The sequence below is a fragment of the Fibrivirga algicola genome, assembly GCF_011742925.1.
Classification (GTDB): domain Bacteria; phylum Bacteroidota; class Bacteroidia; order Cytophagales; family Spirosomataceae; genus Fibrella; species Fibrella algicola.
Window position 1 is genome coordinate 52045 of the sequence record NZ_WAEL01000013.1, and the last position, 14227, is coordinate 66271.

Below are 14227 nucleotides of genomic sequence, written 5' to 3' on the forward strand. Positions count from 1 at the left end.
CATGGGATTAACCAAAACCGAAATATTCACTGAAAAGCAGAACCGCATCGCGGATTTAGCCAAAGCCTTCGCGCATCCCGCGCGGGTAGCCATCCTGCAAATGCTCATTGCCAAGAAAACGTGCGTCTGTGGTGATCTGGTGGGCGAATTGAATTTGGCCCAGGCGACCGTTTCCCAGCATTTGAAGGAGCTAAAACGCATCGGCATCATTCAGGGCGAAATCAACCCGCCCCGTGTGTGCTACTGCATCAATCCCCCTGTATGGGAAGAAGCCCAACATGCGTTCGGTGCGTTATTTGATACGTTCGTACCTGCTACCTGCTGCTAGTCAATCGGCAGGTGTTTTTTTGCCTAAATCAATCGCAATATTACATTATACCAATAAGAAAAATATGGAAACCGCCGAGCAAATCAAAGAAGTCGTGCGCCAGAAATACGGCGCGATTGCTGAACAACCTGATGCCAATGGCTGCTGTGGCCCGACATCATGTTGCAGCCCGGAGATCGACGCGAACGTGCCGATTGTCATGGCTCAGGATTACCAGGAGCTAAACGGCTACGTGGCTGATGCCGATTTGGGATTGGGCTGTGGCCTGCCTACGCAGTTCGCCCAGATCAAACCCGGTGATACGGTTGTGGATTTGGGCTCAGGGGCTGGCAATGATTGCTTTGTGGCCCGCGCTGAAACCGGCGAAACGGGCCGGGTGATCGGCCTGGACATGACCCCGCCCATGATCGACCGCGCTCGCAAAAATGCCAAAGCACTGGGCATTACCAACGTCGAATTCGTCTATGGCGACATTGAGGACATGCCTTTGACTGAGAATCTGGCTGACGTGGTGGTGAGCAACTGCGTGATGAACTTGGTTCCCGATAAGCAGAAAGCCTTTTCCGAAACCTTCCGCATTCTAAAGCCGGGCGGCCATTTCAGCATTTCTGACATTGTATTGAAAGGCGAGTTGCCCGAAGGCTTGCAACATGACGCAGAAATGTATGTGGGCTGCGTATCAGGAGCCATTCAGAAGGACGCTTATTTGCAGCTCGTAGAGGATGCCGGATTTACCAACATTCAGGTTCAGAAGGAGCGCGAAATTACCCTGCCTGATGATGTGCTGCAAACTTACCTATCGGCAGATGGAGTGGCTGAATACCGCCAGCAAGATAGAGGTATCTACAGCGTGACCGTATTCGCCCAGAAGCCCGCCGACGGTTCGACCGCTGCTGCACCCTGCAAGCCAGGTTCGGGATGCTGCTAATCGAGGAAACAACGACAAAAAGAAAAGCCTTATGAAAAATATCCTAGTGCTTTGCACGGGCAATTCCGCCCGTTCCCAGATGGCTCACGGCTATCTGCAACATTTCGCGGGGGAGAGCGGCCAAGTTTACAGCGCGGGCGTTGCTCCCCACGGGGTCAATCCGTTGGCGATTCAGGTCATGGCCGAGGATGGAATTGATATTTCCCATCACACCTCTAACCATGCCGACGAATACACCAGCCTACCGCTCGATTATGTAATTACCGTTTGCGACAATGCCCGTGAGCAATGCCCGTTTTTCCCGTCCACGGCTAAGAAGGTGCATCACAGCTTCACCGACCCTTCACACACCCCCGGTGATGATCGTTTGGCGCAGTTTCGTGCGGTACGTGACCAAATCAAAGCGTACAGCCAACAATTCATCGAAGACAACGTAACGAGCCAAGCCACTCATGCCTAAACTTTCGTTTCTCGACCGCTTTCTAACGCTGTGGATCTTCCTGGCCATGCTGATCGGCGTGGGTATCGGGTATTTCTTTCCACAGTCGCAGGGCTTCATCAATGGGTTTAATTCCGGCTCGACCAACATTCCATTGGCTATTGGCCTGGTGCTGATGATGTACCCACCGCTGGCAAAAGTGCGTTACAGTGAGTTGCCGAAGGTGTTTGCCAATACCAAAATCCTCGGTCTGTCACTGTTACAAAACTGGATTATCGGCCCGCTGTTAATGTTCGGTTTGGCGGTCGTCTTTCTACCTGATAAACCCGAATACATGACCGGCTTAATCATGATCGGCATTGCCCGCTGCATTGCCATGGTGATCGTCTGGAATGACCTGGCCAAAGGCGACCGGCTCTATGCCGCTGGCCTGGTAGCTTTCAACAGCATTTTCCAGGTGCTGTTCTATTCGGTCTATGCCTACGTTTTTATTACGGTGCTACCGCCCTTGTTCGGGCTGAGAGGCTACACGGTCAATATTACGATTGGTGAAGTAGCCCAGAGCGTTTTTATCTATTTGGGAGTGCCATTTCTGGCCGGGTTGTTCTCGCGCATCATCCTCACGCGTCTATTCAGCCGCCAGTGGTATGAGGAACGCTTTTTGCCCGCCGTCAGCCCTATAACTCTTATTGCGCTGCTATTTACTATCGTCGTCATGTTCAGCCTTAAAGGGCAGTTGATCGTATCTATACCGCTCGATGTGGTGCGTATCGCCATTCCGCTGACGATCTATTTTGCCATTATGTTTTTTTCGGCCTTCTATCTCTCGAAACGAGCCGGAGCCGATTATGGCAAATCTACGTCACTGGCCTTCACCGCAGCGGGCAATAATTTCGAGCTTGGAATTGCGGTGGCCATCGCTGTCTTCGGTATCAATTCCGGAGCGGCCTTTGCCGCCGTGGTTGGTCCGCTGATCGAAGTGCCGGTGCTGATTCTGATGGTCAATTTTGCGCTGAAACAAGAGAAGAAGTTTGCCCCCCATTATAAAAAAGCCTTTCAAAAACACGCATGAAAATTGCCCTGTTTTCGGATATTCACGCCAATCTGCCCGCGCTCGAAGCGGTATTGGCCGACATTGACAGCCGCCAGCCTGACGCGGTGTATTGTTTGGGTGATCTGGTCGGTTACAACATCTGGCCGAACGAAGTGATCCGCACCATTCGCAAACGTGGTATTCCGACGATTGCCGGGAATTATGATTATGGTATCGGTCGTAGCTCCGATGATTGCGGATGCGCCTACAAAGAGGAGCAGGAAAAGGCCAACGGCAAAGTGTCCATTGCCTATACCAATGCCCAGGTGGGAGATGATGAACGAAACTATCTGTGCACGCTCCCAACCCATATTCGGGTCGAATTTGAATTGGGCAACGACCCCGAACATCTTTGGCAGCAACAAACCCCATTCACGCTGCTGCTGGTGCATGGCAGCCCCCGGCGCGTGAATGAATATCTGTTTGAGGATCGGGGCAACCGCAGTTTGGGCCGCGTGATCGAGGGCTCGGGAGCCGATGTGCTTTGTTTTGGCCATACGCATAAACCCTTTCACAAAGTGGTCAGCGCGGAACCGGAGGGGGAAGAGACTTATTTCCGCCATGCCATCAATATCGGTTCCGTCGGCAAGCCGAAAGACGGTGATCCGAGGGCCGGTTATGTGCTGTTGACCGTTGATGAAACGGCGCGTCCAGGTACACGCGAAGGGGTTGTCGTGGAATTCGTGCGTGTCGCCTACGATGTAGAGAAAGCGGCCCAGGCCGTTGAACAAAGCGAATTGCCCGATGCTTACGCCGAGGCACTACGCATTGCCCGCTGATGAGCGATGAAAACCATCCTGATTCTGGCAAGCCTACTTTTTTCCAGTCATTACCCCGCCCAGGGTGATGACTGGAAGATGAAAACGCGGCCCGCCATCGGTGAACAGCTCACCCGGATGATAACACCGCCCCATGGTGCAAACAGCCGCATTCAGGGCATCGTAATGGTGCAGTTTCAGATTAACGAAGATTTTCGCATTTGCCGGGTTCGGGTTCATTGCAATGATGAAGCGATCAACGAGCATTTAATTCGGCAACTGACGGGCCGAAAATTACTTGTGCTGCATTCCGATTTTTTGGAAGTTCACACGGTCAGAGTCCATTTCCAAAACTCGGAACAATTATGATCTACGATCTTCTTTTACGCACTCCGGAATTAAGAGGAACCCATTTTTAAGTGCCCCGCGCAGCAGGATCTATCGAACGGCGCGCTTGTCGAGTTTGTCGAGTTCCATCACCAAATAGACCATTTCTTTGGTTTCAGCAGAATCACCCATTTCCAGAGAAATAGGGCCTTCTTCAGGCTGGAAGGTCAGCTGAAAGACCAGCCAGGGGCAGCATAGCCGCTCGAATTTGATAAACTCGGCCAACTCGCCAACGATGGCATTATCTGACTTCTCAAAAACCAGCTCGTAGCTGTTGGGATGCTCTACGGCGCGCGACACTTTCTTAAAAAGTGTCTGGTGTAATTCATTCATGCGCTTAATCTGGTCTTTGTCCGTGAGTTTGCAGGTCAGAGCGATTTTCTTTTTCATAACGGCTTCGGTTTCCATCGTCTTTGTTGTTTTTGTCTGAGCCTGGCAGGATAAGACGAACAGCCAGGCTAACCCTGTAAGCATGAGTGATTTCATATTTTTCTAGTAAGATCGATTGCTTCTCTTTCGCAAAAATACCGCTGTATAGATTCAAGTATTTAAGAATTTGCTTAAATAAGCAAATTGCTTACCTTTGTTCCAAAATGGAAAATTCCCCAAACTGTGTTCGCGTTTTTGCCGATCAAGAGCAGATTCGTCAATGTACCGAGAGAATAAAATATGTCGGGCCGGCCTTTGACCGATTGGCTCAGGTGCTGGATTTGGCAGGCAATGCCAACCGGCTCAAAATTATTTATCTGTTGCGGGAAGAAAGCAATTTGTGCGTATGCGATTTGAGCGACATTTTGGGCATGACCATTCCCGCTGTTTCCCAACATTTGCGTAAGCTCAAGGACGCGCAATTGATCCAGGCCCGCAAAATCGGCCAGACTGTTTTTTATTCATTGCGGACAGAATCAACCGGCATTTTACATTCGCTGTTGGAACACCTTGAATCGATGCAAACCGCCCCTTTGCTGACTGCTTAATTTGGGGCCATAATGATAACGAAGCTATGAAACTCGCCGGATTGACCGGGCTACTGACCGCCTTTGTTTCTTCTCTCTGTTGCACCGCCCCCTTGCTCACTTTGCTGGCGGGTGCCACCGGCTCGGCCGGTAGGTGGGCTTGGCTGGAACCTTTGCGGCCTTACAGTATCGCGCTCACGGTGGGCGCGTTGGGTTGGGCTTGGTACGAACAATTGAAACCCCAAAAAACGATGGAATGTAATTGCGAAACGAAGAAACCCGCCTTTTGGCAAACAAAGCCATTTTTGGGCTTAATGACAGCAATAGCATTGTTGCTGCTGGCTTTCCCCTCTTACTCAAACTGGCTGTACCAGGATAAGAATCAAGCGACCGTGCAGCCCGCACAGGCAGGCACCCAACAAGTGGCTTATGTGACCATCAGGGGCATGTCTTGCGAAGGTTGCGAACATCACATCAAGCAGGAGGTCACCAAGATCAAGGGCGTTTCGGCGGTGGATGTTTCTTACCAAAAAGGAGCTGCCACCGTGAAATACGACAGCAAAAAAACCTCACTGGCCGACATCAAAAAAGCGGTGGATGCCACCGGCTACAAAGTCACCAGTACAAAAACACTCTAATGAATGACCGTCACACTCGAATCCGTGATTACGTGCCCGAATTGTAGCCACCAAGCAGCGGAGATCATGCCGACTGATGCTTGTACCTATTTTTATGAATGCACCTCCTGCCACACACTTTTAAAGCCGCTGGCGGGTGATTGTTGCGTATTCTGTTCCTACGGGTCAGCGAAGTGTCCCCCGCTTCAGCAACAGCAACGATGCTGTCAATAAAATAACTCATAACTGAACAGGAATCCTGCTACTGCCCAGCCATAAACCGCCCTGGATGGGCGGTCAGTAGCCGGTCATTCGTCAGTGTCGCAATCCAAACCGAGTCGGCCCCCTCGGCCCTGCCGATCAGTTCACCGTGATGATTATACAGCAAAAAGCCACGGCTTTGCCCGCAGTATCGGCATAAATGCAGTACGAACACCTCCTGCTCCCGATAGCGGGCCTGATGCACCTCCCAACCATAATGATACGGTGCCCAGGATTGGGCGTTTTGGATCATCTGGTTCAGCCAGCGGAGTTTACGGGTGGGTTGTTCACACCAATGGGGGTGGTGCGCCCGTATAATCGAGCGCGGTTGAGCGTGTCCAATACTCAGGGACAGCGCGAGACAGTACAGCAGTTTCATGGCAACGGGGTTTAGGAGTACACATAGCCAGGACGTTGAGAATAAGTATGGTGGGGGTTATAACAGGCAGTTTATAACCCCCAACGAGTTAGAAGTACGTTGAAAAGCCAAACTGAAATCCGGCTGTTCGGGCGGGGGGGTTGCCCAGTAAATCGGTTTGCCAGTGGTAGCGGTAGTTGGCTCGAATCACTGTCGTGGGCGATGGGCGGAAGCTCAGGCCCGGCACGATAGCCCACAGATCATCCCGTAGGGGATCACCCGTTTCGGCGAACGTACCCACGTTGTAATCGACCCGCTCCACGCGCAGGGCGGCGTTGACGACCGCTTTTTTCCAGCCAAACATGGTCTTCTTCACCAACGGATGCACGATGTCAATCCAGCCCCCCTGCTGCATCCGGCCAAACTGCTGCGTGTAGGTGGCGGGGACGTTGATGCTGGCCCACACGAATTCGCTGTTGATAAATGTACCCGTGGGCAGGGTTGTGTTAAAATCCAGTGCCCACACATCGACCCGCCGACGTTGATCGAGTACCAGCCCATCAATCTGGAATTTGTTGTACACCCCTCCCATCCACGACAGGCCAATTTCACCCCATTTCCGCCGTTTGAAGGCCGTTTTAAGCGTCACCAGCGGTACCCCATTGAAGCTTTCATCGAAGCGGTCACGGTTGGCTTTGGTGGCTGGTAGGAACGTGCGGTTCTGGCCGTTGGCAATGATCTGATCATCGAAGCCGTTGGTCAGGTACGCTTCGTACGCCCACACCCAGTTGGCGGTGTATTTCTTGCCATATAAGCCAAAGCCCACATTGCTCCAGGTGGAGGGAATAATCGTCACCGACGAAATGGGCCGGTCGATAAATTCCCACTTAGGGCCATCGTGGTTCTGGTTAAACGACCCAATCGGGTTCATGATGATGCCCCCGCGCAGGTTCAGCAACGGAGTCAGTTCGATGTCCATTGCGGCAAACTCGATGTTGATTTCCTTCGTACCGTCCTCGAACTCGATCTCGGAGAGAAACTTGATCCGCCGGTTGATGCTTGATGCCAGGAAGATGGTCATCCGGCGGGCCTGAAACGAAAGGCCATCAGTCTTGCCATTGGTCTGCATATACTGGGTGTTGGCTTCCAGATAGCCCCCAATCGACACGGGGGCCTTCGTTGACGTGAGAAAGGGTCGATCATACGTAGCATCCATGTTGATCTTGAGTGCTCCTTTCTCCTGTTTACCCTTGCGAAGCGTCGAATCCCGGTAAAACAGGTCGGCAAATGCTTTGGGCATGGGGGTCGAATCAGCGGGTATCGGCTTGGTCACGGTCACCGCCGAAGTAGTTGTAACCGAGGTCGAAACGGGTCGGGCCGCGTCAGGCTGTGCATAAGCCGCCACCTGCATCAGTACAGACCCAATCAGAAAATAGAGTGTTTTCATCATCAGGCGATATTGATGTAGATATACTGTTCGTCGGTCGTCACGTTGTATCGCTTCAGGCTATCCTCGGCGGGGCCTTCCGTTACCCGCCCATCGGTGTCGTATTCGCTGCCGTGGGCCGGGCACGACAGGTACCCGTCGTGAGCGTTTAAGTCGTTGCCCTGATGAGTGCATTGCATCAATACCGCCGTGTAGTTGTCGCCCCCAACCCGGCGCAGGTAAATCGGGTGGGTCTGGTTCTTCATTTCGACCACCATAAACGGGCGTTGCCGTTTGCCGTTGGGATCAAGGTCAAATTCTTTCTTGCTGATCTGAATCGCCCAGCCTTTGATGCGCGGGGCCTGGGCGTAATAGACGCTTGCACAGCTCGTCAGGGCAGCCGTCAGCACTGATGTACTCAGGCAGGCCATACCGCAGGTTTTCAGGAAGTCCTGTCGGTTTAATTTTACTTCTTTTTTCATAAGAGAAAGGCTCGGACTGGCGAGCCAGGTGAGGTTAGAGAGTGTCTAAGAAACGAAGCAGCTTACCGCGTTCGGCTTCAGCTAGTTTGGCGTACTTTTCCACGCTGCGGCTGGCTTCCCCGCCGTGCAGCCGGATGGCCTCGTCTACGGAGTGAGCGCGACCATCGTGGAGCAGGAATACCCGCCCCCCCTGGGAATTTTGCGACAGGCCCAGGCCCCACAGGGCGGGTGTCTTCCATTCGGCGGTTTTGGCCATCCCTTCGGTGTATCCGTCGTCAAGGTCCGCGCCCATATCGTGCAGCAGCAGGTCGGTGTAGGGTGAGAAAGTCCGGTTGGCCAGCGCGGCTACATCCGACTGCCCTGTTTTCCAGTCGGGCGTGTGGCATTTGCCGCAATCCAGGCTGATAAACAATTGCTTACCCGCCACCACCATCGGGTCGATTGGGGTACGTTGCACGGGTGTTTTCAGGGTTCGCAGGTAAAACACCACCGCATTGATCTTTGCCGACGATACCTCCGGGTCATCTACGCCGTCGCCAGCCTGCCCGGATACATTGTAATTGATCGGATCTTCGGAATCAAACTCGGAAGTGATACCCATGTCCTGCTTGTAGGCATTGACTGTTTGGTGCAGCAGGTCAATCGCTGCTGCCTTTTTGCCGAACCGCCCAACGTACCTGTCGTTTTGTTCTTTATGGAACCACTGCGGTTTGAAGTAATGGGGAGCATGAATCCAGTTGGGTACGCCCGAAATACCGTCCCCGTCCCGGTCGGTTGGGTCGGCATTTGCCAGAATCTGCTCGTCGGAAAGGGCGGCCAGCAGGCCCAGTCCGGTATTGGCTGGTGGCGTAAACTTAGAGAAGACCGCACCCGCAGGTAGTAATTCGGCGGTATGGCCCGGAATGGCCCGGTTTTGAAGTTGCGGCCCGCCCTGCCCCATAAACCGATTACCCGTATCATCGTGCTGTCCAAAGCGGGTGAGGGTGGTGAAGGGCGTTCCCTTCCCATCACCGGCATGGCAGGAGCCGCAGGAGCTGGCCACGAAAATAGGCCCCAGGCCTGTGGCCGGGGTGAAAATGTCGCGGTTGAAGGCGGCATCACCCAGCGCAAACAGGGCATTCTGTTCCGGGGTTAGCTCGGCAATTGGCCCGTCGAGCAGGGCATCGTCGGCAGGAGCCGCTGGCAACAGCGCTTCGCAGGCCACTGCCACGAGCAAAATTACCGAAAGCACCAGATAGAGTAGTGTTATCTTCTTCATCAAAAAGCAGGAAAAAAGTGAATACAGTGGCACCGTACACCCCGGTCGTCATGAACCAGTGGCTACTCAGTGCCAGAACCAGACCTGAAGGGCCTGTTAATGCCGGAAAGAGAGCGAGGAGGGCGGGCCGCGCAGCGTGGGCCGGGCCAGGCATACCGTTCGTATCCCGTATGTAGGGGCGGCCGGAACGGAACGGATAATAAAGCGCACCAATAGCAGCAGAAAGGCGATCAGTAGCGCAAACGTGGGTACGAAAGACGCGTTGCTGACGGCATCCAGCAGGAGCAATTCGTGGGTCGTGTGCGGGTTAGCCGACAGCGGACAGGATTTGCTAAAGAGGTTGTAGGGGTGCGCGTGGGTAACAATCTGCCCGTTAGCCAGCCGGTGGGCATGGCGGAATACCACCGAGTTGATTTGCATCAACAGGAGTAAGCCCAGCAGAAACCGGGCAATACGTTGCCGTATGGGCGCGTGTGCTAACAAGCTGCGTTTTAAGCTATTGGGCGCAATCTACTGAAAATTCATATAAGTACAATTTCCTATTCATTTCAACGTTAGCGTACATTGCACTATACAGGATGTATCCATCTGTTCTGAAATGAAAATTCTCTATCAACTGGCCGCTATGTTACTCATCACGGGCGGCACAATGGCCACGCGCAGTAAGCACACAACTTACGCAGACACGTACAAAGTGGATGTGTCGAAAAGCAGCCTGCACTGGAAGGCCAGGAAGGTAACGGGTGAGCATATGGGTACGCTAAAGCTTACCGATGGCGCATTGCTATTCGATGATAATAAGCTGACGGGTGGCCAATTTACGTTTGATATGAACAGCATTGTCTGCACTGACCTAACCGATCCAGAATACAACGCCAAACTGATCGGGCACCTGAAGTCAGACGATTTCTTCTCGACGGGCAAGCACCCAACCTCTTCCTTTACGATTACGAAGGTGATGCCGAAGGGAGCCTCCTCATACGTAGTAACGGGTACTATGCGGATCAAAGGGATTTCTAATGCCCTAACGTTTCCCGTTCGGGTGAAACAAGATGGAGCCACGGTAGAAGCGCAGGGCAAAGTGACGCTCGACCGAACCAAATACGACATCAAGTATGGCTCAACATCTTTCTTTGATGCTCTCGGTGATAAAGCGATTTACGATGATTTTGATATTGAATTGAAATTAATAGCCAATAGATAAGCCGTTTACCCGTGCTGAAAGCTGACCTCTTCTAAAAACTGGGGTAGTATGAACCGTTGATTAAAGCATTACCGTCGTACTCGAAAATATTTCCTCGGTGGTAGCGACTACGAGTTAAGCGGGAGAGCAGGCAAGCGAATTAACACAGTGGTGCCACCCCGGTTGCCTGCTGCTACGGTTAGTTCGCCCTGGTGCATGTCCACAATTCGCCTGGTTAACGTTAATCCCAAGCCAAACCCACGTACCTGGCCCACGTTCTCGGCCCGCATCATGGGCAGAAACACGTCGTTAAGCTGGGCCGGGGGGATACCGATTCCCGCATCCGCCACGTCTATCAGCACCCAGCTCGGCTGGTAATCCACGCGTACGGCAATGGGCTTGAAGTCCGAATACTTACAGGCGTTGTCAATGACGTTAATGAGCGCGGTCCGCATCAGGGTCGCGTTACCCAGTATCCGAATGGCGGAACTTTGCTCGGTGAACTCGTCGGTAAGTTGAATATCAATGGTTTGCTGGGGGTACTTTTCCCCAAAATAAGCGACGGTGTCAAACAGCGTATCGACGACATTGACATCATCCTGAAGCTGACTGGCTTTCAACCCCTCCACTTCTGCCAGCCGTAGTAGCGCATTGGCTAAGTCAATGGCTCCTTCCAGTCTGAAAAGGGCTTTTTCGGTGCTCAGCCGCACGTCGGGCAAGGTTTGGTCATACGCTAAGGAGGTTTCTAATATTCCCTTGACCACCGTTAACGGGGTACGTAGTTCGTGCGAGGCATAGGCGACAAAGTTTTCCTGACTGGCCGCCAACTCGCCTATTTTACCCAATAGTTCATCAAAGGAGGAGGCTAAATAACCGGCTTCGTCGGTCCGGTTGGGGTGACCCAGCCGGAAGGAGAAATCGTTGACGGTAGCAGCATTCAACTGACCAATCAGCTCATCGAAAGGCCGCATGGCCCGCCGGGCAAATAGGAACCCGACCAGACCGATGACCACTAAGGACAATACGTTGCCCGCAATTAAAATGAATTGGAGGTTTCTACTGGTTTGCCGCCCGGCCAGATCATACGCCGTGACGACCGCCACATAGCGTTTCCCCTCGCTATCAAACGATAACGCAACGCCCTCTTTAGGGTCTTCCCACCGGCGGCTGGGGTAGGTGAAATAAACCTCATTACCGCGTGCTTTCTGCAATAAGGCTGGCATTACGGAATAATCGGATGGGCCGGACGATTGATAAATTCGCTGATTCAGCGCGTTAAACAACGTCTCGTATTGTTCGGGGAGGGTTAGGTAACTGGCCCGCAGAAACTCCGGCTTGTTTTGTACATAAAGCTGGGCTAACATGGCCCGCCGTTGCAGTCGGGTACTCATTTGAGACCGTCGGTACGATTCGTAGGTCTGGTAAATGAAGACGGAAAACAGCAGTAGCAGGGCGGCCACCAGTATAGTGAACCCAACGGTGATGCGCTGCTTGATGCTCATGGTTCAACTTTAAGAATGAACCCTACGCCGAAAATGGTGTGAATGAGCTTCGGCTCGACCCGGTCGATTTTGCGCCGGAGGTAGTTTACGTACACGTCCACGACGTTCGTATTTGTGTTGAAATGCACGTCCCAGACGTTTTCCAGCAACTCCGTCCGGCTTACAACCTTGCCCTGCCGCATGAGCAGGTATTCCAGCAGCGCGTACTCCCGCGCCGTCAGGGTAACGCGCTCGTCCGCCCGCCAAACCTGATGTGAACTGGTATCAACGACTAAATCCAGCAGTTCGAGACGCTGAGGCAGGGGTGCGCGGGCCGGGTGCCGCCGGGCCAGGGCCTTTAGCCGAAAGACCAGCTCCTTGAACGCAAACGGTTTGGCTAAGTAGTCATCGGCCCCCGATTCAAACCCCAGCACTTTGTTGTCTAGGCTACCAAGGGCCGTGAGTAGAATGACTGGAATGGCGGGCCAGTTTTGTTTCACAAATCGACATAGGTCATAGCCGTTCATACCGGGCATGTTCACGTCCAGCACCACCACGTCATATTGATGCTCGTTGATCATTGAGCGGCCAATGACCCCGTCGTAGGCGGCTGATACGCCGATCCCCTCCGATTGCAGCCCTTTCTGAATAAACTGGCTGACTTCCGCGTCGTCTTCTACCACCAAAACATGCATAGCGTTGCGTCGTTAACGACCCGAAAATACAGCTTAAAGGTCGTTTCAGGTAGCCGGTTTGAACCTACTTAAAAGATTGTAATACCTTTCTCAGAGGTTTCTAATAAGTCGGATGGTTACTTTGACGGAGTCACCGGGCGAGTTTTTGGCTGTCGGCGGCAATTACTCAACGTCATTGGTATGCCTTTTTATCGAGCGAACTGTTTCTGGTATGTAGGATTGCTGGGATTTAGCCTGAGTCTGTTGGGCGGGCTACAAGCGCAGCCACTCAATATAGAAGCCGCCGTTGACCAGTCGCTGCGGCAGTTTCCGACGCTGGCGACCCAACGCTCGGCCATTGAAGCCCTTAGGGCGAACACCGACGTGCTGCGGGCTAACCGACTGCCCAATCTGCGGCTGCACAGCCAGACCAACATCGGCACGGCCAACGGCCTGTCGGGGTCTTATTTCTCACTGGGCCTGATTGTTCCCACCTCCGGGGCACGCCGGGAGAGTAATAGTGGCCGCTTAGCGACGGGCAATATCGCCTTAGCCACCGCCGACTGGGAGTTTTACAACTTCGGCCGGTTCAGAGCAGAAGATCAGCTTGTGCGGGCCGACGTAGCAGTGGGCGAAGCGCAGTTGGACCGCGAGCAGTTCTCACTACGGCAGTCGGTCATTGGGGCATACCTCGATGTGTTCTGGACTCAGCAGACCCTTCGCTTAGAAGGACAGAACCTGGCCCGCGTCGATACGGTGCGCCGAATTATCGGCAACTTAGTGCGCAACGGCATCAAACCCGGCCTCGACTCCTCGCTGGCCAATGTGGCCCTCTCGCGGGCGAAACTCGCCTACCAGCGCGTGGAGGCCGATTACCAGCAGGCGCGGGTACTGCTGGGTACGTTGACGGGTCAATCCGCAACGACGCTTCAAATCGATACGACCTTTCGGGCCGACCCACTGCTTATCGGTAGTCCGCCAGCCCAGCCCACGCCCAATCACCCGCTATTGCGCGTTGGTGAGCGGCTCGTGACCCGGCAAACCGCCGAGATTGACCTGATCCGCAAAACGGCCCTGCCCCGGCTTTCGGTGCTGGCCGCAACCTGGGCGCGGGGCACCAGCTTAGGGGTCGATAACGAGTTCGGCCCGCTGGGGTCGGGGCTGGGCTACAACCGCACCAATTACCTGCTGGGGTTTGCCGCCACGGTAAACCTGCCCGATTTTAAGCGGGCCGGAGTGCGGGTCCGTCAGCAGCAATTCCGTATCGAGCAGGCCCGTTCGCAACTGGCCGTGCAGCAAATCGACCTGCAAAACACGCTGCTCAGTGCCGACGCGCAGTTGGCGGTGGTCGGTCAGCAACTGGCTGAACTGCCGAATGCGTTACGGGCTGCCCGCGACGCCTACGCCCAGCGGCTGTCGCTCTACAACAACGGCGTCGAGACGATTCTGAACCTGACCGATGCGTTGAACCTGCTCATTACCGTAGAACGGGAGGTGGTGCAGACCCGCACTGAGGCCGTTCGACTTCGATTTCAACGTGCCCAGGCCACTGACAACTTCGCCGATTTCTATACCCTGTTCCGAAGCTAACCCAACGC

General features: G+C 53.7%; 19 protein-coding genes. 11 read left to right on the forward strand and 8 right to left on the reverse strand.

All coding sequences use genetic code 11. From position 1 onward, the window contains the following. The first annotated feature begins 1 nt into the window (after position 1). The 6 genes from F7231_RS25710 (at position 2) to F7231_RS25735 (ending at position 3915) form a co-directional block, all read left to right on the forward strand. The gene (locus tag F7231_RS25710; protein ID WP_166694110.1) at positions 2-328 is read left to right on the forward strand and encodes an ArsR/SmtB family transcription factor; all 327 of its coding nucleotides are present in this window, start codon (positions 2-4) and stop codon (positions 326-328) included. Between the two features lie 64 nt (positions 329-392). Further along, positions 393-1256: an arsenite methyltransferase gene (locus F7231_RS25715; RefSeq protein ID WP_166694111.1), complete on the forward strand. Its 864-nt coding sequence runs from the start codon at positions 393-395 to the stop codon at positions 1254-1256. A gap of 31 nt (positions 1257-1287) precedes the next feature. Further along, on the forward strand, positions 1288-1716 hold the full coding sequence (locus F7231_RS25720) for an arsenate reductase ArsC (protein WP_166694112.1): 429 nt from the start codon (positions 1288-1290) through the stop codon (positions 1714-1716). Next, positions 1709-2767, forward strand: coding sequence for an ACR3 family arsenite efflux transporter (gene arsB / locus F7231_RS25725; protein WP_166694113.1), 1059 nt, complete (start codon positions 1709-1711; stop codon positions 2765-2767). The genes F7231_RS25720 and arsB overlap by 8 nt, the downstream gene beginning before the upstream one ends. Next, entirely contained in the window at positions 2764-3567 is an 804-nt protein-coding gene (locus F7231_RS25730) for a metallophosphoesterase family protein (RefSeq protein ID WP_166694114.1), read from the forward strand. The genes arsB and F7231_RS25730 overlap by 4 nt, the downstream gene beginning before the upstream one ends. A 6-nt stretch (positions 3568-3573) precedes the next feature. After that, entirely contained in the window at positions 3574-3915 is a 342-nt protein-coding gene (locus tag F7231_RS25735) for a hypothetical protein (protein ID WP_166694115.1), read from the forward strand. A gap of 69 nt (positions 3916-3984) precedes the next feature. On the opposite strand, the gene F7231_RS25740 is transcribed toward F7231_RS25735, so the two are convergent. Further along, positions 3985-4419, reverse strand: a complete 435-nt coding sequence (locus F7231_RS25740) for a hypothetical protein (protein ID WP_166694116.1) — start codon at positions 4417-4419, stop codon at positions 3985-3987. A 107-nt stretch (positions 4420-4526) separates the two neighbouring features. On the opposite strand from F7231_RS25740, the gene F7231_RS25745 reads away from it, so the two are divergent. Genes F7231_RS25745 through F7231_RS27530 form a run of 3 tightly spaced genes read left to right on the forward strand, consistent with a single transcriptional unit; the run spans position 4527 to position 5740 of the window. After that, entirely contained in the window at positions 4527-4910 is a 384-nt protein-coding gene (locus F7231_RS25745; RefSeq protein WP_166694117.1) for an ArsR/SmtB family transcription factor, read from the forward strand. A 26-nt stretch (positions 4911-4936) separates the two neighbouring features. Beyond that, positions 4937-5527: a mercuric transport protein MerTP gene (gene merTP, locus F7231_RS25750; protein ID WP_166694118.1), complete on the forward strand. Its 591-nt coding sequence runs from the start codon at positions 4937-4939 to the stop codon at positions 5525-5527. 3 nt (positions 5528-5530) lie between these two features. Continuing rightward, positions 5531-5740, forward strand: a complete 210-nt coding sequence (locus tag F7231_RS27530) for a GDCCVxC domain-containing (seleno)protein (protein WP_166694119.1) — start codon at positions 5531-5533, stop codon at positions 5738-5740. A 28-nt stretch (positions 5741-5768) separates the two neighbouring features. On the opposite strand, the gene F7231_RS25760 is transcribed toward F7231_RS27530, so the two are convergent. The 5 genes from F7231_RS25760 to F7231_RS25780 all read right to left on the reverse strand — a co-directional run bounded on the left by F7231_RS25760 (position 5769) and on the right by F7231_RS25780 (position 9774). Beyond that, complete coding sequence (locus tag F7231_RS25760) at positions 5769-6146, reverse strand: hypothetical protein (protein WP_166694120.1); 378 nt, start codon at positions 6144-6146, stop codon at positions 5769-5771. A gap of 88 nt (positions 6147-6234) precedes the next feature. Continuing rightward, complete coding sequence (locus F7231_RS25765; protein ID WP_229370377.1) at positions 6235-7575, reverse strand: hypothetical protein; 1341 nt, start codon at positions 7573-7575, stop codon at positions 6235-6237. Beyond that, entirely contained in the window at positions 7575-8033 is a 459-nt protein-coding gene (locus F7231_RS25770) for a QcrA and Rieske domain-containing protein (RefSeq protein ID WP_166694121.1), read from the reverse strand. The genes F7231_RS25765 and F7231_RS25770 overlap by 1 nt, the downstream gene beginning before the upstream one ends. A 34-nt stretch (positions 8034-8067) precedes the next feature. Then, complete coding sequence (locus F7231_RS25775; protein WP_166694122.1) at positions 8068-9291, reverse strand: di-heme oxidoredictase family protein; 1224 nt, start codon at positions 9289-9291, stop codon at positions 8068-8070. 96 nt (positions 9292-9387) lie between these two features. Then, the gene (locus F7231_RS25780) at positions 9388-9774 is read right to left on the reverse strand and encodes a DUF8478 family putative metalloprotein (RefSeq protein WP_166694123.1); all 387 of its coding nucleotides are present in this window, start codon (positions 9772-9774) and stop codon (positions 9388-9390) included. 115 nt (positions 9775-9889) lie between these two features. Between F7231_RS25780 and F7231_RS25785 the strand changes: the two genes are divergently transcribed. Further along, entirely contained in the window at positions 9890-10495 is a 606-nt protein-coding gene (locus F7231_RS25785) for a YceI family protein (protein WP_166694124.1), read from the forward strand. A 107-nt stretch (positions 10496-10602) separates the two neighbouring features. Here the strand turns inward: F7231_RS25785 and F7231_RS25790 are convergent, their stop codons facing one another. Then, a complete protein-coding gene (locus F7231_RS25790) occupies positions 10603-11976 on the reverse strand; it encodes a sensor histidine kinase (RefSeq protein ID WP_166694125.1) in 1374 nt (457 codons plus the stop codon). Further along, entirely contained in the window at positions 11973-12650 is a 678-nt protein-coding gene (locus F7231_RS25795; protein WP_166694126.1) for a response regulator transcription factor, read from the reverse strand. Before F7231_RS25795 ends, F7231_RS25790 begins: the two co-directional genes overlap by 4 nt. Before the next feature lie 180 nt (positions 12651-12830). Between F7231_RS25795 and F7231_RS25800 the strand changes: the two genes are divergently transcribed. Next, entirely contained in the window at positions 12831-14219 is a 1389-nt protein-coding gene (locus F7231_RS25800) for a TolC family protein (protein ID WP_166694127.1), read from the forward strand. The last annotated feature ends 8 nt before the right edge of the window (positions 14220-14227 follow it).

Excerpts from the sequence above, each read along its gene's own strand:
- F7231_RS25710 (WP_166694110.1), top strand. The coding sequence starts at position 2 with ATGGGATTAACCAAAACCGAAATATTCACTGAAAAGCAGAACCGCATC.
- F7231_RS25715 (WP_166694111.1), top strand. The coding sequence starts at position 393 with ATGGAAACCGCCGAGCAAATCAAAGAAGTCGTGCGCCAGAAATACGGC.
- F7231_RS25720 (WP_166694112.1), top strand. The coding sequence starts at position 1,288 with ATGAAAAATATCCTAGTGCTTTGCACGGGCAATTCCGCCCGTTCCCAG.
- arsB (WP_166694113.1), top strand. The coding sequence starts at position 1,709 with ATGCCTAAACTTTCGTTTCTCGACCGCTTTCTAACGCTGTGGATCTTC.
- F7231_RS25730 (WP_166694114.1), top strand. The coding sequence starts at position 2,764 with ATGAAAATTGCCCTGTTTTCGGATATTCACGCCAATCTGCCCGCGCTC.
- F7231_RS25735 (WP_166694115.1), top strand. The coding sequence starts at position 3,574 with ATGAAAACCATCCTGATTCTGGCAAGCCTACTTTTTTCCAGTCATTAC.
- F7231_RS25740 (WP_166694116.1), bottom strand. The coding sequence starts at position 4,419 with ATGAAATCACTCATGCTTACAGGGTTAGCCTGGCTGTTCGTCTTATCC.
- F7231_RS25745 (WP_166694117.1), top strand. The coding sequence starts at position 4,527 with ATGGAAAATTCCCCAAACTGTGTTCGCGTTTTTGCCGATCAAGAGCAG.
- merTP (WP_166694118.1), top strand. The coding sequence starts at position 4,937 with ATGAAACTCGCCGGATTGACCGGGCTACTGACCGCCTTTGTTTCTTCT.
- F7231_RS27530 (WP_166694119.1), top strand. The coding sequence starts at position 5,531 with ATGACCGTCACACTCGAATCCGTGATTACGTGCCCGAATTGTAGCCAC.
- F7231_RS25760 (WP_166694120.1), bottom strand. The coding sequence starts at position 6,146 with ATGAAACTGCTGTACTGTCTCGCGCTGTCCCTGAGTATTGGACACGCT.
- F7231_RS25765 (WP_229370377.1), bottom strand. The coding sequence starts at position 7,575 with ATGATGAAAACACTCTATTTTCTGATTGGGTCTGTACTGATGCAGGTG.
- F7231_RS25770 (WP_166694121.1), bottom strand. The coding sequence starts at position 8,033 with ATGAAAAAAGAAGTAAAATTAAACCGACAGGACTTCCTGAAAACCTGC.
- F7231_RS25775 (WP_166694122.1), bottom strand. The coding sequence starts at position 9,291 with ATGAAGAAGATAACACTACTCTATCTGGTGCTTTCGGTAATTTTGCTC.
- F7231_RS25785 (WP_166694124.1), top strand. The coding sequence starts at position 9,890 with ATGAAAATTCTCTATCAACTGGCCGCTATGTTACTCATCACGGGCGGC.
- F7231_RS25790 (WP_166694125.1), bottom strand. The coding sequence starts at position 11,976 with ATGAGCATCAAGCAGCGCATCACCGTTGGGTTCACTATACTGGTGGCC.
- F7231_RS25795 (WP_166694126.1), bottom strand. The coding sequence starts at position 12,650 with ATGCATGTTTTGGTGGTAGAAGACGACGCGGAAGTCAGCCAGTTTATT.
- F7231_RS25800 (WP_166694127.1), top strand. The coding sequence starts at position 12,831 with ATGCCTTTTTATCGAGCGAACTGTTTCTGGTATGTAGGATTGCTGGGA.